The sequence below is a fragment of the Legionella sp. PC997 genome (genome assembly GCF_014109825.1).
Classification (GTDB): domain Bacteria; phylum Pseudomonadota; class Gammaproteobacteria; order Legionellales; family Legionellaceae; genus Legionella.
This window is the reverse complement of sequence record NZ_CP059576.1, coordinates 2,102,016-2,121,292: the sequence shown is the minus strand read 5'-3', so window position 1 is coordinate 2,121,292 and position 19,277 is coordinate 2,102,016. Positions and strand designations below refer to the sequence as shown.

Sequence of the window (19,277 nt, the reverse complement as noted above, 5' to 3'; positions counted from 1 at the left end):
CGGATAACTTAATAGATTTAATATGAATTTTATAAAAATTCAAGTCAGTCCAATCAAGCTTGCGAAATCAATATTTAAAAGCATGGTTTCTTATGCCTGATTATTTAGTCCCATCCGCAATCGGATTTTTAGGTAGAAAAGTTAATCCTATAAATATCAAGAAGATAAGCTCGATTGCATTACAATAAAGTCCAAAATGAAGATTATTATGATGCTTATAGAATAGGTTAGCTCCTTCTGTTCCTATCGCGCCTACAACCATAACGCACAGGCTAACAAGAGCTGAAGCTGTACCCTTGCTTACAGGGGTTACAAAGAGACAGTATCTGTTTAAAGGCGCATTGATTATGCTCAGTGAAAAAAAATAAATAATCGTTCCAGGAAGCAAATAATAATAAGCATTCCCGAACAAAAAAGGAAGCAAAGAAGTTAAAAATGCTCCCACAATCAGAATAATACAACCTAGAAAAACTATTTGTTTAATACTGTATTTATATGTCAGTTTATGTAAAAACCAATTGCCTAAAATGGTAGCGCCAAATACGGGAAGTTGCCAAAGCCCATATTGAATTACTGTAAGTTTTGCCTCAACAATAAGAATAATGGGTGCTAACGCAATCCAAGCAATACAGTGAATACCCACTGTACCTGCCGCTAAAGTACCAAAACAAAATGCTTTATTAGTAAACAAATCTTTATAGTTCTGCAGCACTTTGTTTGCTGAGAATTTAGTTTTTGGAATTAATTGACCATTCCTCTTGATTTGACCTATTGGTTCAGGCATATAGCGCCATAATCCCCATAATACGACAAGAGCACTTAGCGCAATGGTCACAAATATGTAGCGCCAAGAAGTGTAATGGATTACCAGCGCTCCAATAAGAGGGCCAAGTAATGGGGCGAGAATTGCAACATTCGCCATAATTGCAATTAAGCGAATCGCATCCATTTCTTCAAAGATTTCTTGAATCGTCGCATAACCGATTACACCAATAAAGCATAATCCCATACCTTGGAAAAAACGCGCAATTAAAAATTGATTCATTGAATTGGAGCACGCTATAAATAAAGTAAAAATAAAAAATAGAAATGCACCAAGAAGCATCATCGGCCTGCGTCCATAGCTATCGGATATGGGGCCTAAGAAGATCTGTAAACTCGCGCCTCCGAGTATATAAACGCTTAAAGAAGTAGCTACCACAGATTCCGGTGCATCAAAAGAACGAACAACTTGAATCATGCCCGGCATGATCATGTCGTTTGCTATATAAGTTAGAAACTCATACATGACAAAAAAACAGGTAAATATAAGCGCCTGTTTTTTTGTTATAGGAATAAGGGGGTCAGTCATAGCAGGAGCCCTTGTTGTTTATTTTTTTCTTTAAGTGTGCTGTCTTGTAAATCTGTGTCTAAATTTTATATACTCGTTTGATGTTCAATTTTCAAAATAATCTTATGAAATGGCATTTTTTTGGCGAAGATAGTGGCAAACCGAGAATTAATGAACATTTAATGATTTACATCCTTAGTCTACTTGATCCAACTTCGCAGTTCAAGGCGTCATTGGTAAATCATAAATGGAAAAAAATGGTCGATTTAACTCAAAAATACATGAGTTTATTGCCAATGATTCAACAGATTCCAGTGTTCTCTAAAGTTGGGCTCGATGTATTAAGATTGAAATTAATGTCAGGTGGAATGACAAATATTGTTTATAGAGTACAAATAGAGCAAGATTACTCCAAATTTCTCTCAAAAATTCCTGGGATCGATCCAGACCTTGTGGAAAGCAAAAAACCTCCCCGGTGGGTATTACGCATTCCAGGAGATGTATCATTATTTTCGGTATCGCGTAAGCACGAAGCAAAAAACGCCCGTAAGACCTCTCTGTTAGGAATAAATGTGCCTATAGAACACGATGGCGCGAGTGGATGGCAACTCACCCAATTCATAGAGAATGCGCAGAATCTAGATAAAGGAACATTACAACGAGTTGAAATATTACAAACCTTAGCGTGTATGGCAAAAAAACTACATACCTCAGAACCATTTGACAATGAGACTGCTGTATTTGAACGTAATGAACAACTATTTGAACAATTAAAAATTAAAAATTTTATCTTTCCTCAGAAAGTAGAATTTGTCATAGAGAAAATGGCTTATCTAAAAAAATTATTTTCGTCCTATAAGATCGAAATGTCACCCTGTCATAATGATTCGACCCCTTTAAACTATTTGAGGGTCCCTGAGGGAACAAAAAGACAAGAAAAAATTTATCAAATTGATTGGGAATACTCAAGCAACAACGATTTTATATGGGATCTTGTTTATTTTTCTATAGAGGCAAAGCTTAGTAAGGAGCAAGAATTAGTTTATTTAACCGCATACTTTGGCAAGGATAGGCTTTCAGATTCAATATTGGCGTGGTATACCGCGTATAAGCCAGTTGTCGAGTGGTGGATTACCCTATGGTCATGGACCCAATTAGCGAATGAAGCAAAATCAGTAAGTCGGGATGAGTATGAAAAATTAGGGGCAGAACGTTTTGTAAAAACTCTGGATCATTTGCAAAGCGATGCATATCAGAAAGCCCTTGTTATTATTAATGAAGATAAGTTGGAAGCTTCTTTTGACGGTCATAGACCGTTTAAAGTTTAAAAATTGGTAATTCTGGTATGTAGCATAGATAGAGCGCCACCAGGATCTCCAATCATAACCCGGTGTTATAGAGAGGAGGTCTCTGGTTGTACTCGGATGCGAGTCTTTCGCTCTACCGCCCCTAGGCGAGAATTGCTGTTATTTCATATTACTCAAAAATTCTTGAAGATGTTTTTTCTCTTGTTCAGAGCTTAAATAAGTTTTTAGCAACTCCAATAAATGATGATATTCTTCATTTTGAATTACCCCGCGCATTAGCTCAAAACGTAAAAAAACACAGTATGTATTGAGTACGTCTGTTTCGCAATAATCACGAATACTTTTTAGTTGACCTAATGAATACTGCTCCCATACCTTAGAACCACTCATGCCCATTTTTCCTGGGAATCCAAGCATGCTCGAGATTTCATCCAGGGGAGCAAACGCTTTATTTTGGTATCCTGCAATCACATCCATAAGATCGAGATGCCTGTAATGAAATCGACTCAAGTAATTATTCCAACGAAAATGCTGTTGATTATCACCATTTTCCCAATAGGTGGGAGCGGGAATTCCATGCAACAATGCGCGGTAATGCAGCACAGGCAAATCGAAGCCACTGCCATTCCAACTAACTAAAGTTGGGGTATGTTTGTCTACTCCGGAAAAAAATCGGGTTATTAGCTCTTTTTCATCAGAGGATTCATCACCTAAAGACCAAACCTTTACTTGTGAACCATGACTCATTACCAAAGAAATAGCACAAATTCTTTGTAAATAATGGGGTAAAAAATCATTACCTACCTTTGCTCGACGCAAGGCAAACATTGCTTGTGCCGTATCTTTATCTGATAGTCCATGTAAGTCGTATAAATTACGGCCAGCCTCAACATCAGGAATTGTTTCTATATCGAATACAAGAATGGTCATCGTTCAGCTTACTTATTTAAATGAATCTATATCTTAACATGGGGTGAAGTTGGGAAGTAATAGTTTTATGTTTAGAAGTTATTACGAAAATAATGCAGGCGTAGATTGTAGTTAGCAAATTTGTTAAAATGATCTTTTTATTGTTTGGTTGCTCATGGACGCATTATTAAAAATTAAGAAGTTACGCATCGTTTTTTTGTTGTTTACTTTTTTTCTTACTGCGTGTGTTAGTCATCCCCCTGCAGATATAAACAACGTATGCAGTATATTTAGACAGCATCCAAAGTGGTATAGAAGTGCTAAGGATGTTGAGCGTCGATGGCGGGTTCCTATTCCCGTCCAAATGGCTATTATCCATCAGGAATCCAAATTTAATGCTCGAGCTCGGCCACCACGGAAAAAACTCTTTTGTATCATTCCTTGGAAACGACCTTCGTCAGCATATGGGTACACCCAAGCATTACATGGGACCTGGAGTCATTACAAACAAAATTGTGGGGGATGGTTTGCTTCCCGTGATAATTTTGCTGATGGTGTTGATTTTATTGGTTGGTATGCGAATGAGGCTTATAAAAAAGCAAGAATTCCTCGCACAGATGCTTATGCGCTATATTTGGCCTATCATGAAGGTATAGGTGGCTATCAACGTAGAACTTATTTGAGAAAATCGTGGTTAATTCCTGTTGCACGTAAAGTGAAAGCACGTTCTCAACTTTACGCAATGCAACTCAATTCGTGTAAAAGATCATTAAAATCACGATTTTGGTTTTAAAATTAGAAAGGTAGCGGCTTTGGATTGATAATTGAATCGAGGGCTGCATTTGAATTTTTATAGGTTAATAAGTAATAATATATACAGTTATTAAAACTGATATAGATCACTAAGGAGTTTTTAATGCGATTAATGCTTTTGGGTGGGCCGGGTGCAGGAAAAGGAACCCAGGCTTTGCGTTTGATTGAACGTTATCAAATTCCGCAAATCTCCACTGGTGACATGCTGCGTGCAGCTATTGCACAGGGAACGCCCTTAGGACAAAGTGCTAAAAAAATTATGGAAACAGGTGGTCTAGTATCCGATGAGATTATTATTGGATTAGTTAAAGAACGTTTAAAAAAAAGTGATTGTGCTAACGGGTTTCTTTTTGATGGTTTTCCTAGAACAATTGTTCAGGCAGATGCCCTGAAACAAGCTGGAATTTATTTAGATCACGTTATTGAAATTGCTGTAGATGATCAAGAGATTATCAAGCGAATTAGTGGACGTCGAATCCATCTCCCTTCAGGTCGAGTCTATCATGTTCAAAACCATCCTCCTAAACGAGAGGGGATAGATGATGTTACTGGTGAGCCTTTAATTCAACGTGAAGATGATAAAGAAGAGACAGTAAGAAAACGTTTAGAAGTATATCGCAGTCAAACTGCACCTCTAGTTCACTATTATAAATCATGGGCTGAAGGTGGTGATCCTAGTGCTCCAGAGTTTCATAGTATTTGCGGTACTGGTGATGTAGACGACGTTTTTCAAAAAATTGTTAAGTCGATCGAAATTAAGGAAGCAATATGACCAGCTTCAATGTAGCCAGTGCAGAATTTCAATCTTTAATTGACCAAAATAGCATTGTGTTCATTGATTTTTGGGCTGACTGGTGTGCTCCCTGCAAACAGTTTTCTAAGGTTTATGAGCAGGTGGCTGAGCAGTTTCCAAATATAAAATTTGCGAAAGTTAATATTGAAGTCGAACAACAATTGGCTGATTTCTTTGAAATACGCTCGATTCCTCATCTGATGGTATTCAAGGAAGGAATAGTCATTTATTCAAATGCTGGCAGTATGCCAGCTTCGACTTTAAAAGAGTTGGTTGAACAAGCAGTAGCAGTTGATGTTAGTGCAATAAAAGCGGAACTTCAACAGCAGGAAAAGAAGTAACTCGTGATAAGTAGGTAGCGAGTTCTTTCTTGCCTTTTTCATCAATTATTAAATCGAGTTTGGTTCTTCGTTTGAGTATATCATCGCAGTTTTGAGCCCACTCTTCCAATATCAAATAATCAACCTCAACTTGATACAGGTATGTACAGTATTTCTTTCCTAAGGATTCTTGATTTTTACAAGAAGCAAGAAATAGTTCCATTCGACTTCCATATGTATATAAATAACGATTAAGTAAGTTTGGATCCATCCAATTATATTTCTTTTGAGCATAATCTACATATTGCGCAAAATTCATATTGTCCAAAATGGCCCCGGGGAGGGGAGTTGAGGCTGTAAGTGAAGAACCAATTTGTGGAAAAATTGAATTAAGCTGATCTATAACTTCTTCCGCTAATTGACGATAAGTAGTAATTTTACCGCCATAAATTGTAACGATCGGTGCAGGTTTAAGGTGGACCTCATAGGAATAGTCGCGACTTAAGGCTCTGGCTTCCTTACTCTCTTGAGCAAGCAAGGCACGAACGCCACTCCAAGTATAGAAAATATCTTTTTCAGATATCGTGCATTTAAAATATGAATTAACCAGATCTATTAAATAATGAATTTCTTGATTGCTAATCCTAGCCTCATTAGGATTTTCTGTTAATGGGATATCGGTTGTGCCTATCATACTAAACCCATGATAAGGGATGACAAAGATAATACGTTTATCTTGATGTTGTAATACATAGGCGTGATTCCCCTCATAAATTTTGGGTACAATAATATGACTTCCCTTAATTAAACTAATTTTTTTCCGATCGGGAATATTAGTGAGCTCTTCTACTGATTTTACCCATGGTCCTGCTGCATTAATTACTGATTTAGCATAGAGGGTGTAATTTGAACCTGTTTTAGGCTGTATTGTTAATTTCCACAAGTTATTGACTACTTCAGCATGAATTACTGTTGAATGAGTTCGTATGCTAGCTCCATGATTTTTGGCTTGTAGGGCATTAACAATAGTTAAACGAGCATCATCAGTAACTGCGTCATAAAATAGAAAACCCATGTTCAGTTTATCGATAAGGGAGGAGAAATATTCCTTTTTACTTTTCCTAGAAATCATTTTGCATTTAGGTAAACGATTTTTACCGCTTAAATGGTCATAAATGAATAACCCTAAACGCAAAAACCAAGCAGAACGCATGTGTTTTTCATAGGGGAGAACCAGGGGTTGGGGATGTACTAAATGGGGTGCAAGGTCTAAAAGTCTTTGTCGTTCATTAATTGCTTTTTTAACCATGCCAAATTCAAAGTTTTCTAAATACCTTAATCCACCATGAATAAGCTTGGTGCTACTGGAAGATGTTTTCGAGGCTAGATCATCCTGCTCAAAAAGTACCACGGATAATCCTCTTAATGCTGCATCTGCAGCACAACCACAGCCGTTGATGCCGCCGCCAATAATTGCAACATCAAAAACCGAATTCATGTTTTGGTCTCCAGAAAAAAAGTATACACTATCAATATACACTAATAGTTGGGACAAGGAACTCTGCAACAATGAATTATTTACTTGCAATTGATCAAGGAACGAGTAGTACCCGTGCCATGATATATGATATTTGTGGTGGGTTAGTTGCCAGTAGTCAATATCCGCTCACTCAATATTATCCTCAAGCAGGCTGGGTCGAGCATGATCCAGAAGAAATATGGCAAAAAACCTTAACTGCAATGCGCGATGTAGTCACAAAAGTTCCAGCAGATCAAATACTATGTTGTGGTTTAACAAATCAAAGGGAAACTACTGTAATTTGGGATAAAAGGACAGGCAAATGTCTTGCTCCTGCGATTGTATGGCAAGACCGCAGAACAGCCGAATATTGCAATACTCTGGCGATTGATGCACCCATGATTCAAGAAAAGACCGGTTTAATTCCCGATCCTTATTTTTCAGCAACAAAATTAAAGTGGCTTCTAGAGAATAATCAAGAAGCAAATGAGCTTGCAAAGAAAGGTGATCTAGCTTTTGGTACTATTGATAGCTTTCTAATCTGGCGTTTAACTACCGAGCATTTGCATTTAACCGATGTGACTAATGCATCGAGAACGATGCTTTTTAACATTAAAAAAGAGCAATGGGATTTAGAGCTACTGGATTATTTTAAAATACCCGAGTCAGTTTTACCGAAGGTTTGCGCTAGTGATAGTCGTTTTGGGCTTATTGATAAGCAATGGCTTGGCAATGAGTTACCTATTACGGGAGTTGCGGGAGATCAACAAGCTGCTTTAATTGGCCAAGGCTGTTTTAAAATTGGAATGGTAAAAGCAACTTTTGGTACGGGTGCCTTTCTATTACTTAATACAGGTAATAAACCCGTATTATCTCAACATAAACTTCTAACAACAATTGCTTATAAAATTCAAGGAAAAACAGTATACGGGTTAGAGGGTAGTATTTATCATGCAGGTACCACAGTCAAATGGCTACGCGATTCAATGAAATTAATAACAAGTTCTGATGAAACTGAGGCCCTGGCAAGCTCCTTATATGGAAATGAGGGAGTTTATTTAGTTTCAGCATTTACAGGTTTAGGTGCACCACATTGGTTATCCGCTCCTGGAGCATCCATTGTTGGCTTGAGTCTATCCACTCATAGAGCGCATTTTGCCCGCGCAGCATTAGAAGGGGTTTGTTATCAAACACGCGAAGTCTGTTTTTGTATGAGAGAGGACAGCCAATTGGATTTATCACTATTGCGAGTTGATGGTGGAATGGCAGTTAATCGGTGGTTTTTACAATTTTTAGCAGATCAGTGTCAATTAGAGGTACAAAAACCTAAAGATATTGAAACCACTGCAAAAGGTGCAGCCATACTAGCGGGTTTGGGGTGCGGAATTTTTAATTCATTGGATGAACTGCATGCAATTTGGGATGTAGAACAATCCTTTAAACCGCAAAGGCCTTTGGAGCAGGTAGAGCAAGAATATCGTGGTTGGCGGCAGGCTTTACAAAAAATAAAAAGATAAAGTCTAAATTAGGTTGTGTAACCTAGCATTACCAGAGCTGGAGAATTGGAGTGATCCTGGGTGCATGGTCCTTGGAAAACCCACACCCAGTTAATTATACTAAGGAACATTTCTTGTTTTTTCACCAGTATAAAGCTGGCGTGGTCTACCAATTCTTGATTTAGTGGCAACCATTTCCATCCAATGACTCATCCAACCAACAGTACGAGCTAGAGCAAAGACCACTGTAAACATATTTGTAGGAATTCCTATAGCACTTAAAGTCAGGCCTGAATAAAAGTCAACATTGGGGTAGAGTTTTTTCTCAATAAAATAATCATCTTCAAGAGCAATACGTTCAAGTTCCATCGCAAGTTTGAATAATGGAGCATCTTTTGCACCTACTGCTTCCAATACATCATAGCAGGTTTGGCGCATTACTTTTGCTCTGGGATCGTAGCTCTTATAAACACGGTGACCAAATCCCATTAATCGGAACGGATCATCCTTATCTTTTGCGCGTTTGATGTAATGTTGAATGCGATCAACGCTTCCAATTTCTTTAAGCATGTTGAGGCAGGCCTCATTCGCACCACCGTGAGCAGGCCCCCATAAAGCACCGATTCCCGCAGAAATACATGCAAAAGGATTCGCTCCTGTTGATCCAGCGAGACGAACAGTGGAGGTAGATGCATTTTGCTCATGATCAGCATGTAAAATAAAGATTGTATCCATGGCGCGTACAAGGACTGGATCAGGAGTTGATTCTTCAGTCGGAACGCTAAACATCATATGCAAGAAATTTTCAGCATAAGACATTTTATTTTGTGGGTATATATAGGGTAATCCTATTGAGTATTTATAACTCATTGCCGCAAAAGTCGGCATTTTAGCAACCATGCGAATTGCAGAAATAAATCGGTCTTCCGCATTATTTAAATCCATGGTGTCATGATAAAAGGCAGATAAAGCCCCAACCATTCCAACCATAATTGCCATTGGATGCGCATCACGACGGAAACCATTTAAAAATTGATACATTTGTTGATGTACCATGGTATGGTTATTAATTAAATTAACAAATTTTTTCTTTTCGTCGGCATTAGGTAGTTCGCCATTGAGTAAAAGATAACTTACATCCAGAAAATCTTTTTTCTCGGCTAATTGTTCGATTGGATAGCCTCGATAGAGTAATATCCCTTTCTCACCATCAATATAGGTGATTTTAGATTCACAGGAGGCAGTCGATAAAAAACCTTGATCAAAGGTAAAAACGCCACGCGCACCTAGTTGTGTGATATCAATCACATCATTTCCTAACGTAGGTGTATATACTGGTAATTCGAGTGGCTCTTGCCCTTCAAGGCTAAGTTTCGCTGTTTTTTTTGTCATTGCTTCTCCTGAGAAAAGGATTCGTTTGTTTGTGCGTGGCACTATATACAAAATGAGCACTTACAGTCAATTTTATTATGGGTTAGAATTTCAAAGAATAACAGTAAAAAAGTAACAAATTTATCTATGTTGAGATGAGAATCTAAAATTTACCGTACATTTTATCCCTTGTCCTAGGAGGATACTGCATGTTATGCAGTACTTGAGGTACATTTTAGTGTAGATGATTTAATTAAATTCGTCTGTATGGTATCCTTTATCATTAAAATTTATCGTCAAGGATACGTCCAAACTATGGTTTATCTAGCTAAAGAAGTCTTGCCAGTTAATATCGAAGATGAATTAAAACAATCCTATCTAGATTATGCGATGAGCGTTATTGTGGGGCGGGCTTTGCCTGATGTTCGCGATGGCTTGAAGCCAGTTCATCGACGCGTACTTTTCGCAATGAGTGAATTAGGCAATGACTGGAATAAACCCTATAAAAAATCTGCACGTGTTGTAGGGGATGTAATCGGTAAATACCATCCACATGGCGATACCGCAGTTTATGACACCATTGTTCGTATGGCACAACCTTTTTCAATGCGTTATCTTTTGGTTGATGGTCAGGGTAACTTCGGTTCTGTAGATGGCGATGCACCTGCGGCAATGCGGTATACCGAAGTAAGAATGTCTAAGGTAGCCCATGCTTTATTAGCGGACCTCGAGAAAGAAACTGTAGATTTTAGTCCTAACTATGATGAGACAGAGTTTGCCCCTGTAGTTTTGCCTTCACGTATACCTAACTTATTGGTTAATGGTTCTTCCGGTATTGCTGTAGGTATGGCGACGAATATTCCACCCCATAATCTTACTGAAGTAATTAATGCATGCATTGCTCTGGTTGATGACCCAGAACTAAGTTTAGATGACATTATGGAAATTATTCCTGGGCCAGATTTTCCAACAGCTGCAATTATCAATGGTCGGGCTGGAATTATACAAGGCTATCGCACAGGAAAAGGGCGCGCAATTATTAGGGCACGCACAGAAATTGAAACCGATGAAGATTCAGGACGCCAAGCCATTATTATTACCGAGCTTCCTTATCAAGTTAATAAAGCGCGTTTAGTAGAGCGTATTGCTGAGTTGGTGCGAGATAAAAAAATTGAAGGAATTTCTGGACTTAGAGATGAGTCTGATAAACAAGGTATGAGAGTCGTTATCGAGTTAAAGCGTAATGAGGTTGCTGATGTTATCTTAAATAATTTGTACGCTCATACCCAAATGCAAAATGTGTTTGGAATTAATATGGTTGCCTTAGTTGATGGTCAACCACGCACGTTGAATTTGAGACAAATTCTTGAGTATTTCATTAAACACCGAAGAGAAGTTGTAACTAGAAGAACCTTATTTGATCTAAAGAAAGCACGTGCTCGCGCCCATTTATTAGAAGGCTTGGGAATTGCTTTAGCAAATATTGATGAAATGATTGATTTGATTAAAAAATCACCAACCCCTCAAGATGCTAAAGAAGCATTGCTTGCCAAGCTATGGCAACCCGGTATGGTTAAGTCAATGCTGGAGAGAGCTGGATCTGATGCATCACGGCCTGATGATTTGGCTGCTGAATTTGGGTTAGGAGCTGATGGATATAAATTATCAGAGGCTCAAGCCCAAGCTATTCTTGAATTAAGACTTCATCGCTTAACTGCATTAGAGCAAGATAAAATTTTAGGTGAGTTTGAGGAATTATTGCAGTTAATTCGCGAGCTGTTGGAAATATTGGCTTCTCCAGAGCGACTCATGCAAGTAATACGTGATGAGTTAATAGATATAAAAACTCAGTTTGGTGACGAACGCCGTACTGAAATCACTGCCTCCCAAGAAGATTTGACAATTGAAGATTTAATTACTGAAGAAAATGTAGTAGTCACTCTATCGCATCAAGGCTATGTAAAATACCAACCTCTAACTGCATATCAAGCTCAACGTAGGGGTGGTAAGGGTAAATCTGCGACCAACGTTAAAGATGAGGATTTTGTTTCTCGTTTAGTGATTGCAAGTACGCATGACACATTGCTTTGCTTCTCTAACCTCGGAAAACTTTATTGGTTAAAAGCATATCAACTTCCTTTAGCCAGTCGTATCTCTAGGGGTCGTCCCATTATTAACATATTACCACTTGCTGAAGGCGAAGAAATCAATGCCATGCTACCTGTCAGAGAGTACCAAGAAGGTTATTATGTCTTTATGGCTACTAAAAAAGGAACGGTTAAAAAAGTTCCTTTAAATGCATTTAGTAGACCCAGATCTAATGGAATTATCGCTGTGGATCTCGATGAAGACGACAGTTTAGTTGGGGTTGATATTACAGATGGTAGTAAAGATATCATGCTATTTACCGATGCAGGTAAAGTGGTACGTTTTGATGAAAGTAAAGTACGACCCATGGGCCGTACTGCCCGTGGAGTACGAGGTATCCGCATCGAAGAGAAGCAAGCAGTAATATCTCTAGTTGTAGCTCATTCAGATGGAACCATATTGACTGCAACCGAAAATGGATATGGAAAACGTACCTCCATTGAGGAATATCGGGTTTCTGGACGAGGTGGACAAGGTGTCATTTCCATTCAGGTTAGTGAGCGTAATGGTAAAGTGGTCCGTTCCGTGCAAGTTACAGATGCAGATGAAGCCATGTTGATTACCGATAAGGGTACCCTGGTCCGGTTTAAGGTTGATGAGTTATCCGTAATTGGTAGGAATACGCAGGGTGTTCGCCTAATTAATGTTAGCCCAGGGGAAAAAGTAGTGGGCATGCAAAAAATTGAAGATTTGGGCGAGGATTCTGAGGATTCTAATGAGTCTGATGACATAACTGAAATTGAAGAAAATGGCGATGACAACTCGAGTCTATAATTTTGGTGCGGGTCCTTCAATGCTTCCTGAGACTATTCTTAAGGAAGCACAAGAAGAATTTCTCGATTGGAACAATCTTGGCGTTTCTGTTCTTGAAGTTGGACATCGTAGTCCGGAGTTTACAGCTCTTTTATCCAGTGCAGAACAATCTTTAAGGGAACTACTCTTTATCCCTTCAAATTATCATGTTTTATTTTTGGGGGGAGCTGCCCGTACTCAGTTTGCCATGATTCCAATGAATCTTTTAGGGCCAAAAGATGAGGCAGGTTATCTGGTCACTGGGGTTTGGTCACAGATGGCTTTTTCTGAAGCACAACATTTGAAAAAAGCATATTGTATTGCCAGTGATGAACAAAATGGTTATAAAACCATTCCTGATCCAAGAAGTTGGGACTTAAAAGAAAATACAACCTATATTTATTATACTCCAAATGAAACTGTGAATGGGGTGCGATTCCCTTTTGTTCCAAAAACTAAAGAAATTCCATTAATCGCTGATATGACGTCTGCTTTGCTTAGCGAACCTATAGATGTCAAAAATTTTGATTTAATTTTTGCTGGAGCCCAGAAAAATATCGCAAACGCAGGATTAACCATAGTGATTATTAGGGATGATTTATTAGAAAAAATACCCACACCCTATGTGCCAACCATGTTAAATTATAAAATTCAAGCCGAGCATCATTCGCTTTATGCGACCTCACCCGTATTTAATTGTTATTTAGCGGATAAAATGTTTAATTGGATAAAAGCACAAGGCGGAGTTGAAGAAATATACCGGCTTAATTGTCAAAAGGCAGGTAAATTATATCAATATTTGGACAACAACGATTTTTATACTACTCATGTAGATCCTGAAGTTCGTTCTATAGTTAATGTCTGTTTTTCCCTCCAAAATGCTACATTAGAGGATGAATTCTTACATTTAGCTCAGCTACGCGGTTTATATGCTTTGAAGGGACACCGACTCGTGGGTGGTATTCGTGCGAGTCTTTATAATGCAATGCCTATGGCTGGGGTAGATGCGCTTATAGAGTTCATGTCTGAATTTGCAAAGGAAAATAGTTAGTGAGAGTACTTAATTTTGTTAGTAAACCTGTTAGGTCAATTAAAGGTGAGATCACTGTACCTGGTGATAAATCGATTTCACATCGTTCAATTATTTTTGGCTCTTTAGCTAAGGGAACAACAATCATCAATGGGTTTCTTGATGGTGTTGATTGCATGGCAACCCTAAAAGCTTTCCAAGCAATGGGAGTTACAATAGAAGGCCCTGATGAACAACAAGTCGTAATCTATGGAGTGGGCAAGCATGGATTGAAAAAACCAGATCACGTTATTGATTGTGGAAATTCTGGAACCAGCATTCGTCTGCTCGCAGGATTATTAGCTGCTCAATCTTTTGATAGTCAATTAACAGGGGATGAGAGCTTATTAAAAAGACCGATGATGAGGGTGAGTACACCATTAACACAAATGGGTGCCGATATTACTACCGTAGATGGAAAACCTCCTATAACAATTAAAGGAGGCAAAAAACTGAAAGGAATTCACTATATAATGCCTGAAGCAAGTGCCCAGGTTAAATCATGCATTCTATTGGCTGGCCTTTATGCTGAAGGAGAGACACGAATCACAGAAGCAGGGGTGAGCCGTGACCATACAGAACTTATGCTAAAAAACTTTTCTTATCCTGTTCACCGCTGTGGTAATACTTTAATGGTTAACTCCAAGAGCGAATGCGTGGGTACTGAGATAGATATTCCTGGAGATATTTCATCCGCAGCATTCTTTATTGTGGCAGCTACTATTATTCCTGACTCCGATATTCTCATTCGAAATGTAGGTATTAATCCAACCCGTACTGGAATACTGCATATTTTATTGGAAATGGGGGCTAATATTACCCTTTTAAATCAGCGACAACTTGGAGAAGAATTGGTGGCTGATTTACGCGTTCAGTATGCACCATTGAAAGGAATTAATATTGATCCAAAAATGGTACCCCTTGCAATAGACGAGTTCCCTGTTATTTTTATCGCCGCTGCTTGTGCGCAAGGACAAACTACGCTGCATGGTGCAAGTGAGCTACGCTTTAAAGAAAGTGATCGGATTGCTGCAATGGTTGAGGGTCTAAATGAATTAGGTATTCATGCAAATGCATTAGACGATGGCGTGCTAATCGAGGGAGGGACCTTACAAGGAGGTACTGTTGAAAGCAGAGACGATCATCGTATTGCTATGTCATTTGCAATTGCTGGGGCTGTAGCTAAAGAACCTGTTACTATTAGAAATTGTGTCAATGTAGCTACCTCATTTCCTTTGTTTGTGCAAACGGCAAAGGAGCTTCAATTACAAATAGAGGAATCTGTTAATAATGTACAATGATGCAGTACCTGTTATAACCCTAGATGGACCAAGCGGCACTGGAAAGGGCACTTTATGTCAATTACTTGCGAAACATCTTAAATGGAATATGCTTGATAGTGGTGCTATTTATCGTGTTCTTGCTTATGCCGCTAGGAAGAATGAAATTGATTTTCATGATGTAGATAAATTAACTACACTTGCGCGTTCACTAAATTTACGTTTTGAATCTTCTGCTGATTATGGGTCGCAAGCTATTTTAGATGAAAGAAACATCAGTTCGGAAATTCGAAGTGAGCAATGCGGACAAGATGCATCTCAAATTGCTGCGATTCAAGAAGTTAGACATGCATTACTCGAGCGACAGCGTAATTTTGCTCAATATCCAGGACTCGTTACTGATGGTCGAGATATGGGCACCGTAGTCTTTCCTGATGCTATTTTAAAAATATTTTTATATGCTAATGAAGAAGAAAGAGCAAATAGACGTTATTTACAGTTGAAAGAACAGGGAATTAATGTTAGCCTCGCGCAGGTTGTAGAAGAATTGGCTAAGCGTGATGTTAGGGATACTGCTCGTGCGCATGCGCCATTGAAGCCTGCGGATGATGCAGTGCAAATTGATACAACCAGATTATCCATTGTACAAGTGTTTAATATTGTATTAAAATTAATTAATGAGCGTTTGTACCGTGCTTAATTATTTGTTGGGGGAAAGATGAGTGGAACTCAATCTTTCATTTTTTTACTAAAGAGTTTATTAACATGTCTGAAAGTTTCAAAGAATTGTTTGAGCAAAGTATAGCCGGTGCTCAATTTTACCCTGGTGCCATTATTAATGCTAAAGTTATCGGAATCGATAGCGATTATGTCATTTTAAATGCTGGTCTAAAATCAGAAGGGATTGTACCTAAAGAAGAATTTTATGACAAAGATGGTGCTTTGGAAGTTAGCCTAGGTGATACTGTTGAAGTAGCACTGGATTCTGTTGAAGATGGCTACGGCGAAACGCTCCTTTCAAGAGAAAAAGCAAAACGTCAGGAAGCTTGGCGTAAATTATCTAAATCACACGAAAACAATGAAACAGTAACTGGTCTTATTTCTGGAAAAGTTAAAGGCGGATTTACTGTTGAAATTGGTACTATACGCGCCTTCTTACCTGGTTCATTAGTAGACGTCAGACCTGTAAGAGATCCTTCTTATTTAGAAGGCAAAGAGCTTGAATTCAAAGTTATTAAAATGGATTTAAAGCGCAACAACATCGTTGTATCCCGTCGAGCAGTTGTTGAAGAAGAAAGTAGTGCTGATAGACAAGCATTGCTTGAGTCCTTACATGAGGGACAAGAGCTTCATGGTATTGTTAAAAACCTTACCGATTATGGTGCATTCATTGACTTGGGCGGCATAGATGGCTTGTTGCATATCACTGATATTTCATGGAAACGTGTAAAACATCCAAGTGAAGTGTTATCAGTTGGCCAAGACGTAAAAGTAAAAGTATTGAGCTTTGATAGCGAAAGAAACCGTGTTTCTCTAGGTATGAAACAATTAGGTAACGATCCTTGGGTTGATCTAGTAGAGCGTTATCCAATAGGCAAAAAATTACAAGGTAAAGTAACTAATATTACTGATTATGGTTGCTTTGTTGAAATCGAAGAAGGTGTGGAAGGCTTAGTCCATATGTCTGAGATGGATTGGACCAATAAAAACGTACATCCTAGTAAAGTAGTTTCTCTGGGTGATTTAGTTGATGTGATGGTTCTTGAAATTGATGAAGAACGACGCCGTATTTCTTTAGGCATGAAACAATGTGTGGGTAATCCATGGCAACAATTTGCTGCCTCACACAATAAAGGCCAAAAAGTAAGTGGTAAGATTCGTTCAATTACCGATTTTGGAATATTTATTGGCTTGGATGGAGATATTGACGGTTTGGTACATTTGTCTGATATTTCCTGGACTGTTCCTGGTGAAGAAGCTGTAAAACAGTTCAAGAAAGGCCAAGAGTTGGAAGCAGTTATTCTTGCTATAGATCCTGAGCGTGAGCGTATTTCTTTAGGTATTAAACAACTTGAAGGCGATAACTTCGCAAGTTTTGTTGATGAGTATACTAAAGGAGCCATAGTTAAAGGTACTGTTGTAGCTGTAGATCCTAAGACAGTTACGGTAGCTTTAGCAGATGATATTACTGGTACTATTCGTGCAAGTGAATTGTCTGATGAGCGTGTTGATGATGCGACTACTCTTGTCAAAGAAGGTGATGAGATTGAAGCAAAAATCATAAATGTGGATCGTAAAAACCGCTCAATTACTCTTTCAGTAAAAGCGAAAGATGCTCAAGATGAAGCAGATGCAATCAAGAAATACTCTAGAACCGAAGGCGCTTCAACAACAACCTTAGGTGATTTACTCAAAGAGAAAATGGCAAGTAAAGAGAGTGATTAATTCTTTATAGTTAATTAGTTAGAAAGCGTAGATTTTTCTACGCTTTTTTGTTTGTATATTTTAATCACCTGGGTGATGGGAAGTGGAGCTCAGGTTAATATTGCTGTATCATCCTGGAATCCCGGGTTCCGCTTCGAATTGCCCTGGAAACAAAAAAGGAAGAATTTATGCGCATATTAATGCTAGTTATTTATATACTTCTTATCATTATTGGCGTTAGTTTTGCTGCTCTAAATGCAACTTCAGTGGATGTTAATTTATATTTTAAAACAATAACAATCCCTATATCTGTTCTCATGACAATCATGTTGGGTATTGGTATTGTAGTAGGCTTTATACTTTTTATTGGAAGATATTGGCGTTTAAAAGCTGAATGCCACAAAATTAAAAACCAATTAAAATTAACTGAAAAAGAAATTAAAAACTTACGATCAATTCCATTGCAAGATCAACATTAATTTTTTTATTATTATGAAAGTCTAACATGCAGAGGGGAGGGTAATAATGATTGATTTATGGCCATTACTATTGCCTGCTGCTGCGTGGTCTGGTTGGTGGATGGCAAATCGTAGTAAACCCAAGGAAGATCCCACTCTATATAATCGCTTATCCCGCGAATATGTTGTTGGACTTAATTATCTTTTAAATGAGCAGCCCGATAAAGCGGTTGATGTTTTTATTAAATTACTAGAAGTTGACAGTGATACGGTAGAAACTCATCTTGCATTAGGAAGTTTATTTAGGCGTAGGGGTGAGGTTGATAGAGCCATACGTATTCATCAAAATTTAATTGCAAGGCCTCAATTAAGTATTCTACAAAGGAAAGAATCATTAATGGCGTTAGGCCAGGATTATATGAGTGCTGGTTTATTCGATCGTGCAGAGCGAATATTTTTAGAAGTTGTTGAACTAGGTGGATCTAAAGAAACAAGTAGCTTGCATGGTTTGTTAGCAATTTATCAGCAAGAAAAAGCTTGGGAAAAGGCTTTAGATGTAATTAAAAAGTTAGAAATTTCAACAGGAACAAGTTTTCATAACCAAGCGGCTCATTATTATTGTGAAATGGCTAATCAGGCATTAAAAAGCAATGCCATTGATAAAGCTACTTATTGTATCAAACAAGCTATAAGCGTTGATAATGAATCAGTTAGAGCCAGTTTAATGAATGCAAGTCTTGAAATGAAAGAGGGACGTTACAAACATGCGATTCGTTCGTTAAAACGTGTTCCTCAGCAAGATGCAGATTTTCTAACAGAAATTATCGAACCTCTAGTTGTTTGCCATAAAGAATTAAATACAATGGATGAGTGTGTCAAATATCTTGAAGAGACTTTAGAGGATAACCCTAGAGCTTCGGTAATTTTTGTAATAGCGGAATATTTAAGACAACAAAAAAATATGGATGCCGCTATAGATTTCGTAGCGGATAACTTGAGCAAACATCCATCCATACGAGGTTTAAATCAGTTAATCTATTGGCATCTTGAGTCTGCCCATGGAAAGGTACGTGACAAATTACAAATGCTTTATGATATAACGAGTAAATTTTTAGACAATAAGCCAGTTTATCGATGCGTTCATTGCGGTTTTGGTGGCAAGCATCTTCATTGGCATTGTCCCAGCTGTAAAAACTGGGGGAGAATGAAACCTGTCCATGGATTGGAAGGATATTAACTAATTTTTTA

Annotated in this window: 16 protein-coding genes; 12 read left to right on the top strand and 4 right to left on the bottom strand. The window is 38.1% G+C overall.

Annotation, left to right across the window (positions count from 1 at the left end; translation table 11 throughout):
- Nucleotides 1-100: 100 nt before the first annotated feature.
- A complete protein-coding gene (locus HBNCFIEN_RS09045) occupies nucleotides 101-1,351 on the bottom strand; it encodes an MFS transporter (RefSeq protein ID WP_182390787.1) in 1,251 nt (416 codons plus the stop codon).
- Nucleotides 1,352-1,455: 104 nt separating this feature from the next.
- On the opposite strand from HBNCFIEN_RS09045, the gene HBNCFIEN_RS09040 reads away from it, so the two are divergent.
- Complete coding sequence (locus HBNCFIEN_RS09040; RefSeq protein ID WP_182390786.1) at nucleotides 1,456-2,658, top strand: choline/ethanolamine kinase family protein; 1,203 nt, start codon at nucleotides 1,456-1,458, stop codon at nucleotides 2,656-2,658.
- Nucleotides 2,659-2,796: 138 nt separating this feature from the next.
- On the opposite strand, the gene HBNCFIEN_RS09035 is transcribed toward HBNCFIEN_RS09040, so the two are convergent.
- Nucleotides 2,797-3,567: a 3'-5' exonuclease gene (locus HBNCFIEN_RS09035; RefSeq protein ID WP_182390785.1), complete on the bottom strand. Its 771-nt coding sequence runs from the start codon at nucleotides 3,565-3,567 to the stop codon at nucleotides 2,797-2,799.
- A 154-nt stretch (nucleotides 3,568-3,721) separates the two neighbouring features.
- Here HBNCFIEN_RS09035 and HBNCFIEN_RS09030 point away from each other — a divergent pair, with 154 nt between their 5' ends.
- From HBNCFIEN_RS09030 to HBNCFIEN_RS09020, 3 genes are all read left to right on the top strand, one after another.
- Nucleotides 3,722-4,339 carry a transglycosylase SLT domain-containing protein gene (locus HBNCFIEN_RS09030; protein ID WP_182390784.1) on the top strand — a complete coding sequence of 206 codons (618 nt, stop codon included), beginning with the start codon at nucleotides 3,722-3,724 and terminating at the stop codon, nucleotides 4,337-4,339.
- Nucleotides 4,340-4,462: 123 nt separating this feature from the next.
- Complete coding sequence (adk, locus tag HBNCFIEN_RS09025) at nucleotides 4,463-5,131, top strand: adenylate kinase (protein WP_182390783.1); 669 nt, start codon at nucleotides 4,463-4,465, stop codon at nucleotides 5,129-5,131.
- On the top strand, nucleotides 5,128-5,493 hold the full coding sequence (locus tag HBNCFIEN_RS09020; protein ID WP_182390782.1) for a co-chaperone YbbN: 366 nt from the start codon (nucleotides 5,128-5,130) through the stop codon (nucleotides 5,491-5,493). Before adk ends, HBNCFIEN_RS09020 begins: the two co-directional genes overlap by 4 nt.
- On the opposite strand, the gene glpD is transcribed toward HBNCFIEN_RS09020, so the two are convergent.
- Complete coding sequence (glpD, locus tag HBNCFIEN_RS09015; protein WP_182390781.1) at nucleotides 5,450-6,970, bottom strand: glycerol-3-phosphate dehydrogenase; 1,521 nt, start codon at nucleotides 6,968-6,970, stop codon at nucleotides 5,450-5,452. The genes HBNCFIEN_RS09020 and glpD overlap by 44 nt on opposite strands.
- A 71-nt stretch (nucleotides 6,971-7,041) precedes the next feature.
- Between glpD and glpK the strand changes: the two genes are divergently transcribed.
- A complete protein-coding gene (gene glpK, locus HBNCFIEN_RS09010; protein ID WP_182390779.1) occupies nucleotides 7,042-8,508 on the top strand; it encodes a glycerol kinase GlpK in 1,467 nt (488 codons plus the stop codon).
- Between the two features lie 99 nt (nucleotides 8,509-8,607).
- On the opposite strand, the gene gltA is transcribed toward glpK, so the two are convergent.
- On the bottom strand, nucleotides 8,608-9,879 hold the full coding sequence (gltA, locus tag HBNCFIEN_RS09005; RefSeq protein WP_182390778.1) for a citrate synthase: 1,272 nt from the start codon (nucleotides 9,877-9,879) through the stop codon (nucleotides 8,608-8,610).
- A gap of 294 nt (nucleotides 9,880-10,173) precedes the next feature.
- Here gltA and gyrA point away from each other — a divergent pair, with 294 nt between their 5' ends.
- The 7 genes from gyrA to lapB all read left to right on the top strand — a co-directional run bounded on the left by gyrA (nucleotide 10,174) and on the right by lapB (nucleotide 19,266).
- On the top strand, nucleotides 10,174-12,780 hold the full coding sequence (gene gyrA, locus HBNCFIEN_RS09000) for a DNA gyrase subunit A (RefSeq protein ID WP_182390776.1): 2,607 nt from the start codon (nucleotides 10,174-10,176) through the stop codon (nucleotides 12,778-12,780).
- Entirely contained in the window at nucleotides 12,761-13,849 is a 1,089-nt protein-coding gene (gene serC / locus HBNCFIEN_RS08995) for a 3-phosphoserine/phosphohydroxythreonine transaminase (protein ID WP_182390775.1), read from the top strand. Before gyrA ends, serC begins: the two co-directional genes overlap by 20 nt.
- Nucleotides 13,849-15,168 (top strand): 3-phosphoshikimate 1-carboxyvinyltransferase, encoded by a 1,320-nt coding sequence (gene aroA / locus HBNCFIEN_RS08990; protein ID WP_182390773.1) that lies wholly within the window; start codon nucleotides 13,849-13,851, stop codon nucleotides 15,166-15,168. The genes serC and aroA overlap by 1 nt, the downstream gene beginning before the upstream one ends.
- Nucleotides 15,158-15,847: a (d)CMP kinase gene (gene cmk, locus HBNCFIEN_RS08985; protein ID WP_182390772.1), complete on the top strand. Its 690-nt coding sequence runs from the start codon at nucleotides 15,158-15,160 to the stop codon at nucleotides 15,845-15,847. Before aroA ends, cmk begins: the two co-directional genes overlap by 11 nt.
- A gap of 65 nt (nucleotides 15,848-15,912) precedes the next feature.
- Complete coding sequence (gene rpsA, locus HBNCFIEN_RS08980; protein ID WP_182390771.1) at nucleotides 15,913-17,592, top strand: 30S ribosomal protein S1; 1,680 nt, start codon at nucleotides 15,913-15,915, stop codon at nucleotides 17,590-17,592.
- A 167-nt stretch (nucleotides 17,593-17,759) separates the two neighbouring features.
- Nucleotides 17,760-18,050, top strand: a complete 291-nt coding sequence (locus tag HBNCFIEN_RS08975; RefSeq protein ID WP_182390770.1) for a LapA family protein — start codon at nucleotides 17,760-17,762, stop codon at nucleotides 18,048-18,050.
- Nucleotides 18,051-18,096: 46 nt separating this feature from the next.
- A complete protein-coding gene (gene lapB, locus HBNCFIEN_RS08970; RefSeq protein WP_182390769.1) occupies nucleotides 18,097-19,266 on the top strand; it encodes a lipopolysaccharide assembly protein LapB in 1,170 nt (389 codons plus the stop codon).
- Nucleotides 19,267-19,277: the final 11 nt, after the last annotated feature.

What these genes read in the sequence shown, in the direction of transcription:
- HBNCFIEN_RS09045 (WP_182390787.1), bottom strand. Translation starts at nt 1,351, where the DNA reads ATGACTGACCCCCTTATTCCTATAACAAAAAAACAGGCGCTTATATTT.
- HBNCFIEN_RS09040 (WP_182390786.1), top strand. Translation starts at nt 1,456, where the DNA reads ATGAAATGGCATTTTTTTGGCGAAGATAGTGGCAAACCGAGAATTAAT.
- HBNCFIEN_RS09035 (WP_182390785.1), bottom strand. Translation starts at nt 3,567, where the DNA reads ATGACCATTCTTGTATTCGATATAGAAACAATTCCTGATGTTGAGGCT.
- HBNCFIEN_RS09030 (WP_182390784.1), top strand. Translation starts at nt 3,722, where the DNA reads ATGGACGCATTATTAAAAATTAAGAAGTTACGCATCGTTTTTTTGTTG.
- adk (WP_182390783.1), top strand. Translation starts at nt 4,463, where the DNA reads ATGCGATTAATGCTTTTGGGTGGGCCGGGTGCAGGAAAAGGAACCCAG.
- HBNCFIEN_RS09020 (WP_182390782.1), top strand. Translation starts at nt 5,128, where the DNA reads ATGACCAGCTTCAATGTAGCCAGTGCAGAATTTCAATCTTTAATTGAC.
- glpD (WP_182390781.1), bottom strand. Translation starts at nt 6,970, where the DNA reads ATGAATTCGGTTTTTGATGTTGCAATTATTGGCGGCGGCATCAACGGC.
- glpK (WP_182390779.1), top strand. Translation starts at nt 7,042, where the DNA reads ATGAATTATTTACTTGCAATTGATCAAGGAACGAGTAGTACCCGTGCC.
- gltA (WP_182390778.1), bottom strand. Translation starts at nt 9,879, where the DNA reads ATGACAAAAAAAACAGCGAAACTTAGCCTTGAAGGGCAAGAGCCACTC.
- gyrA (WP_182390776.1), top strand. Translation starts at nt 10,174, where the DNA reads ATGGTTTATCTAGCTAAAGAAGTCTTGCCAGTTAATATCGAAGATGAA.
- serC (WP_182390775.1), top strand. Translation starts at nt 12,761, where the DNA reads ATGACAACTCGAGTCTATAATTTTGGTGCGGGTCCTTCAATGCTTCCT.
- cmk (WP_182390772.1), top strand. Translation starts at nt 15,158, where the DNA reads ATGTACAATGATGCAGTACCTGTTATAACCCTAGATGGACCAAGCGGC.
- rpsA (WP_182390771.1), top strand. Translation starts at nt 15,913, where the DNA reads ATGTCTGAAAGTTTCAAAGAATTGTTTGAGCAAAGTATAGCCGGTGCT.
- HBNCFIEN_RS08975 (WP_182390770.1), top strand. Translation starts at nt 17,760, where the DNA reads ATGCGCATATTAATGCTAGTTATTTATATACTTCTTATCATTATTGGC.
- lapB (WP_182390769.1), top strand. Translation starts at nt 18,097, where the DNA reads ATGATTGATTTATGGCCATTACTATTGCCTGCTGCTGCGTGGTCTGGT.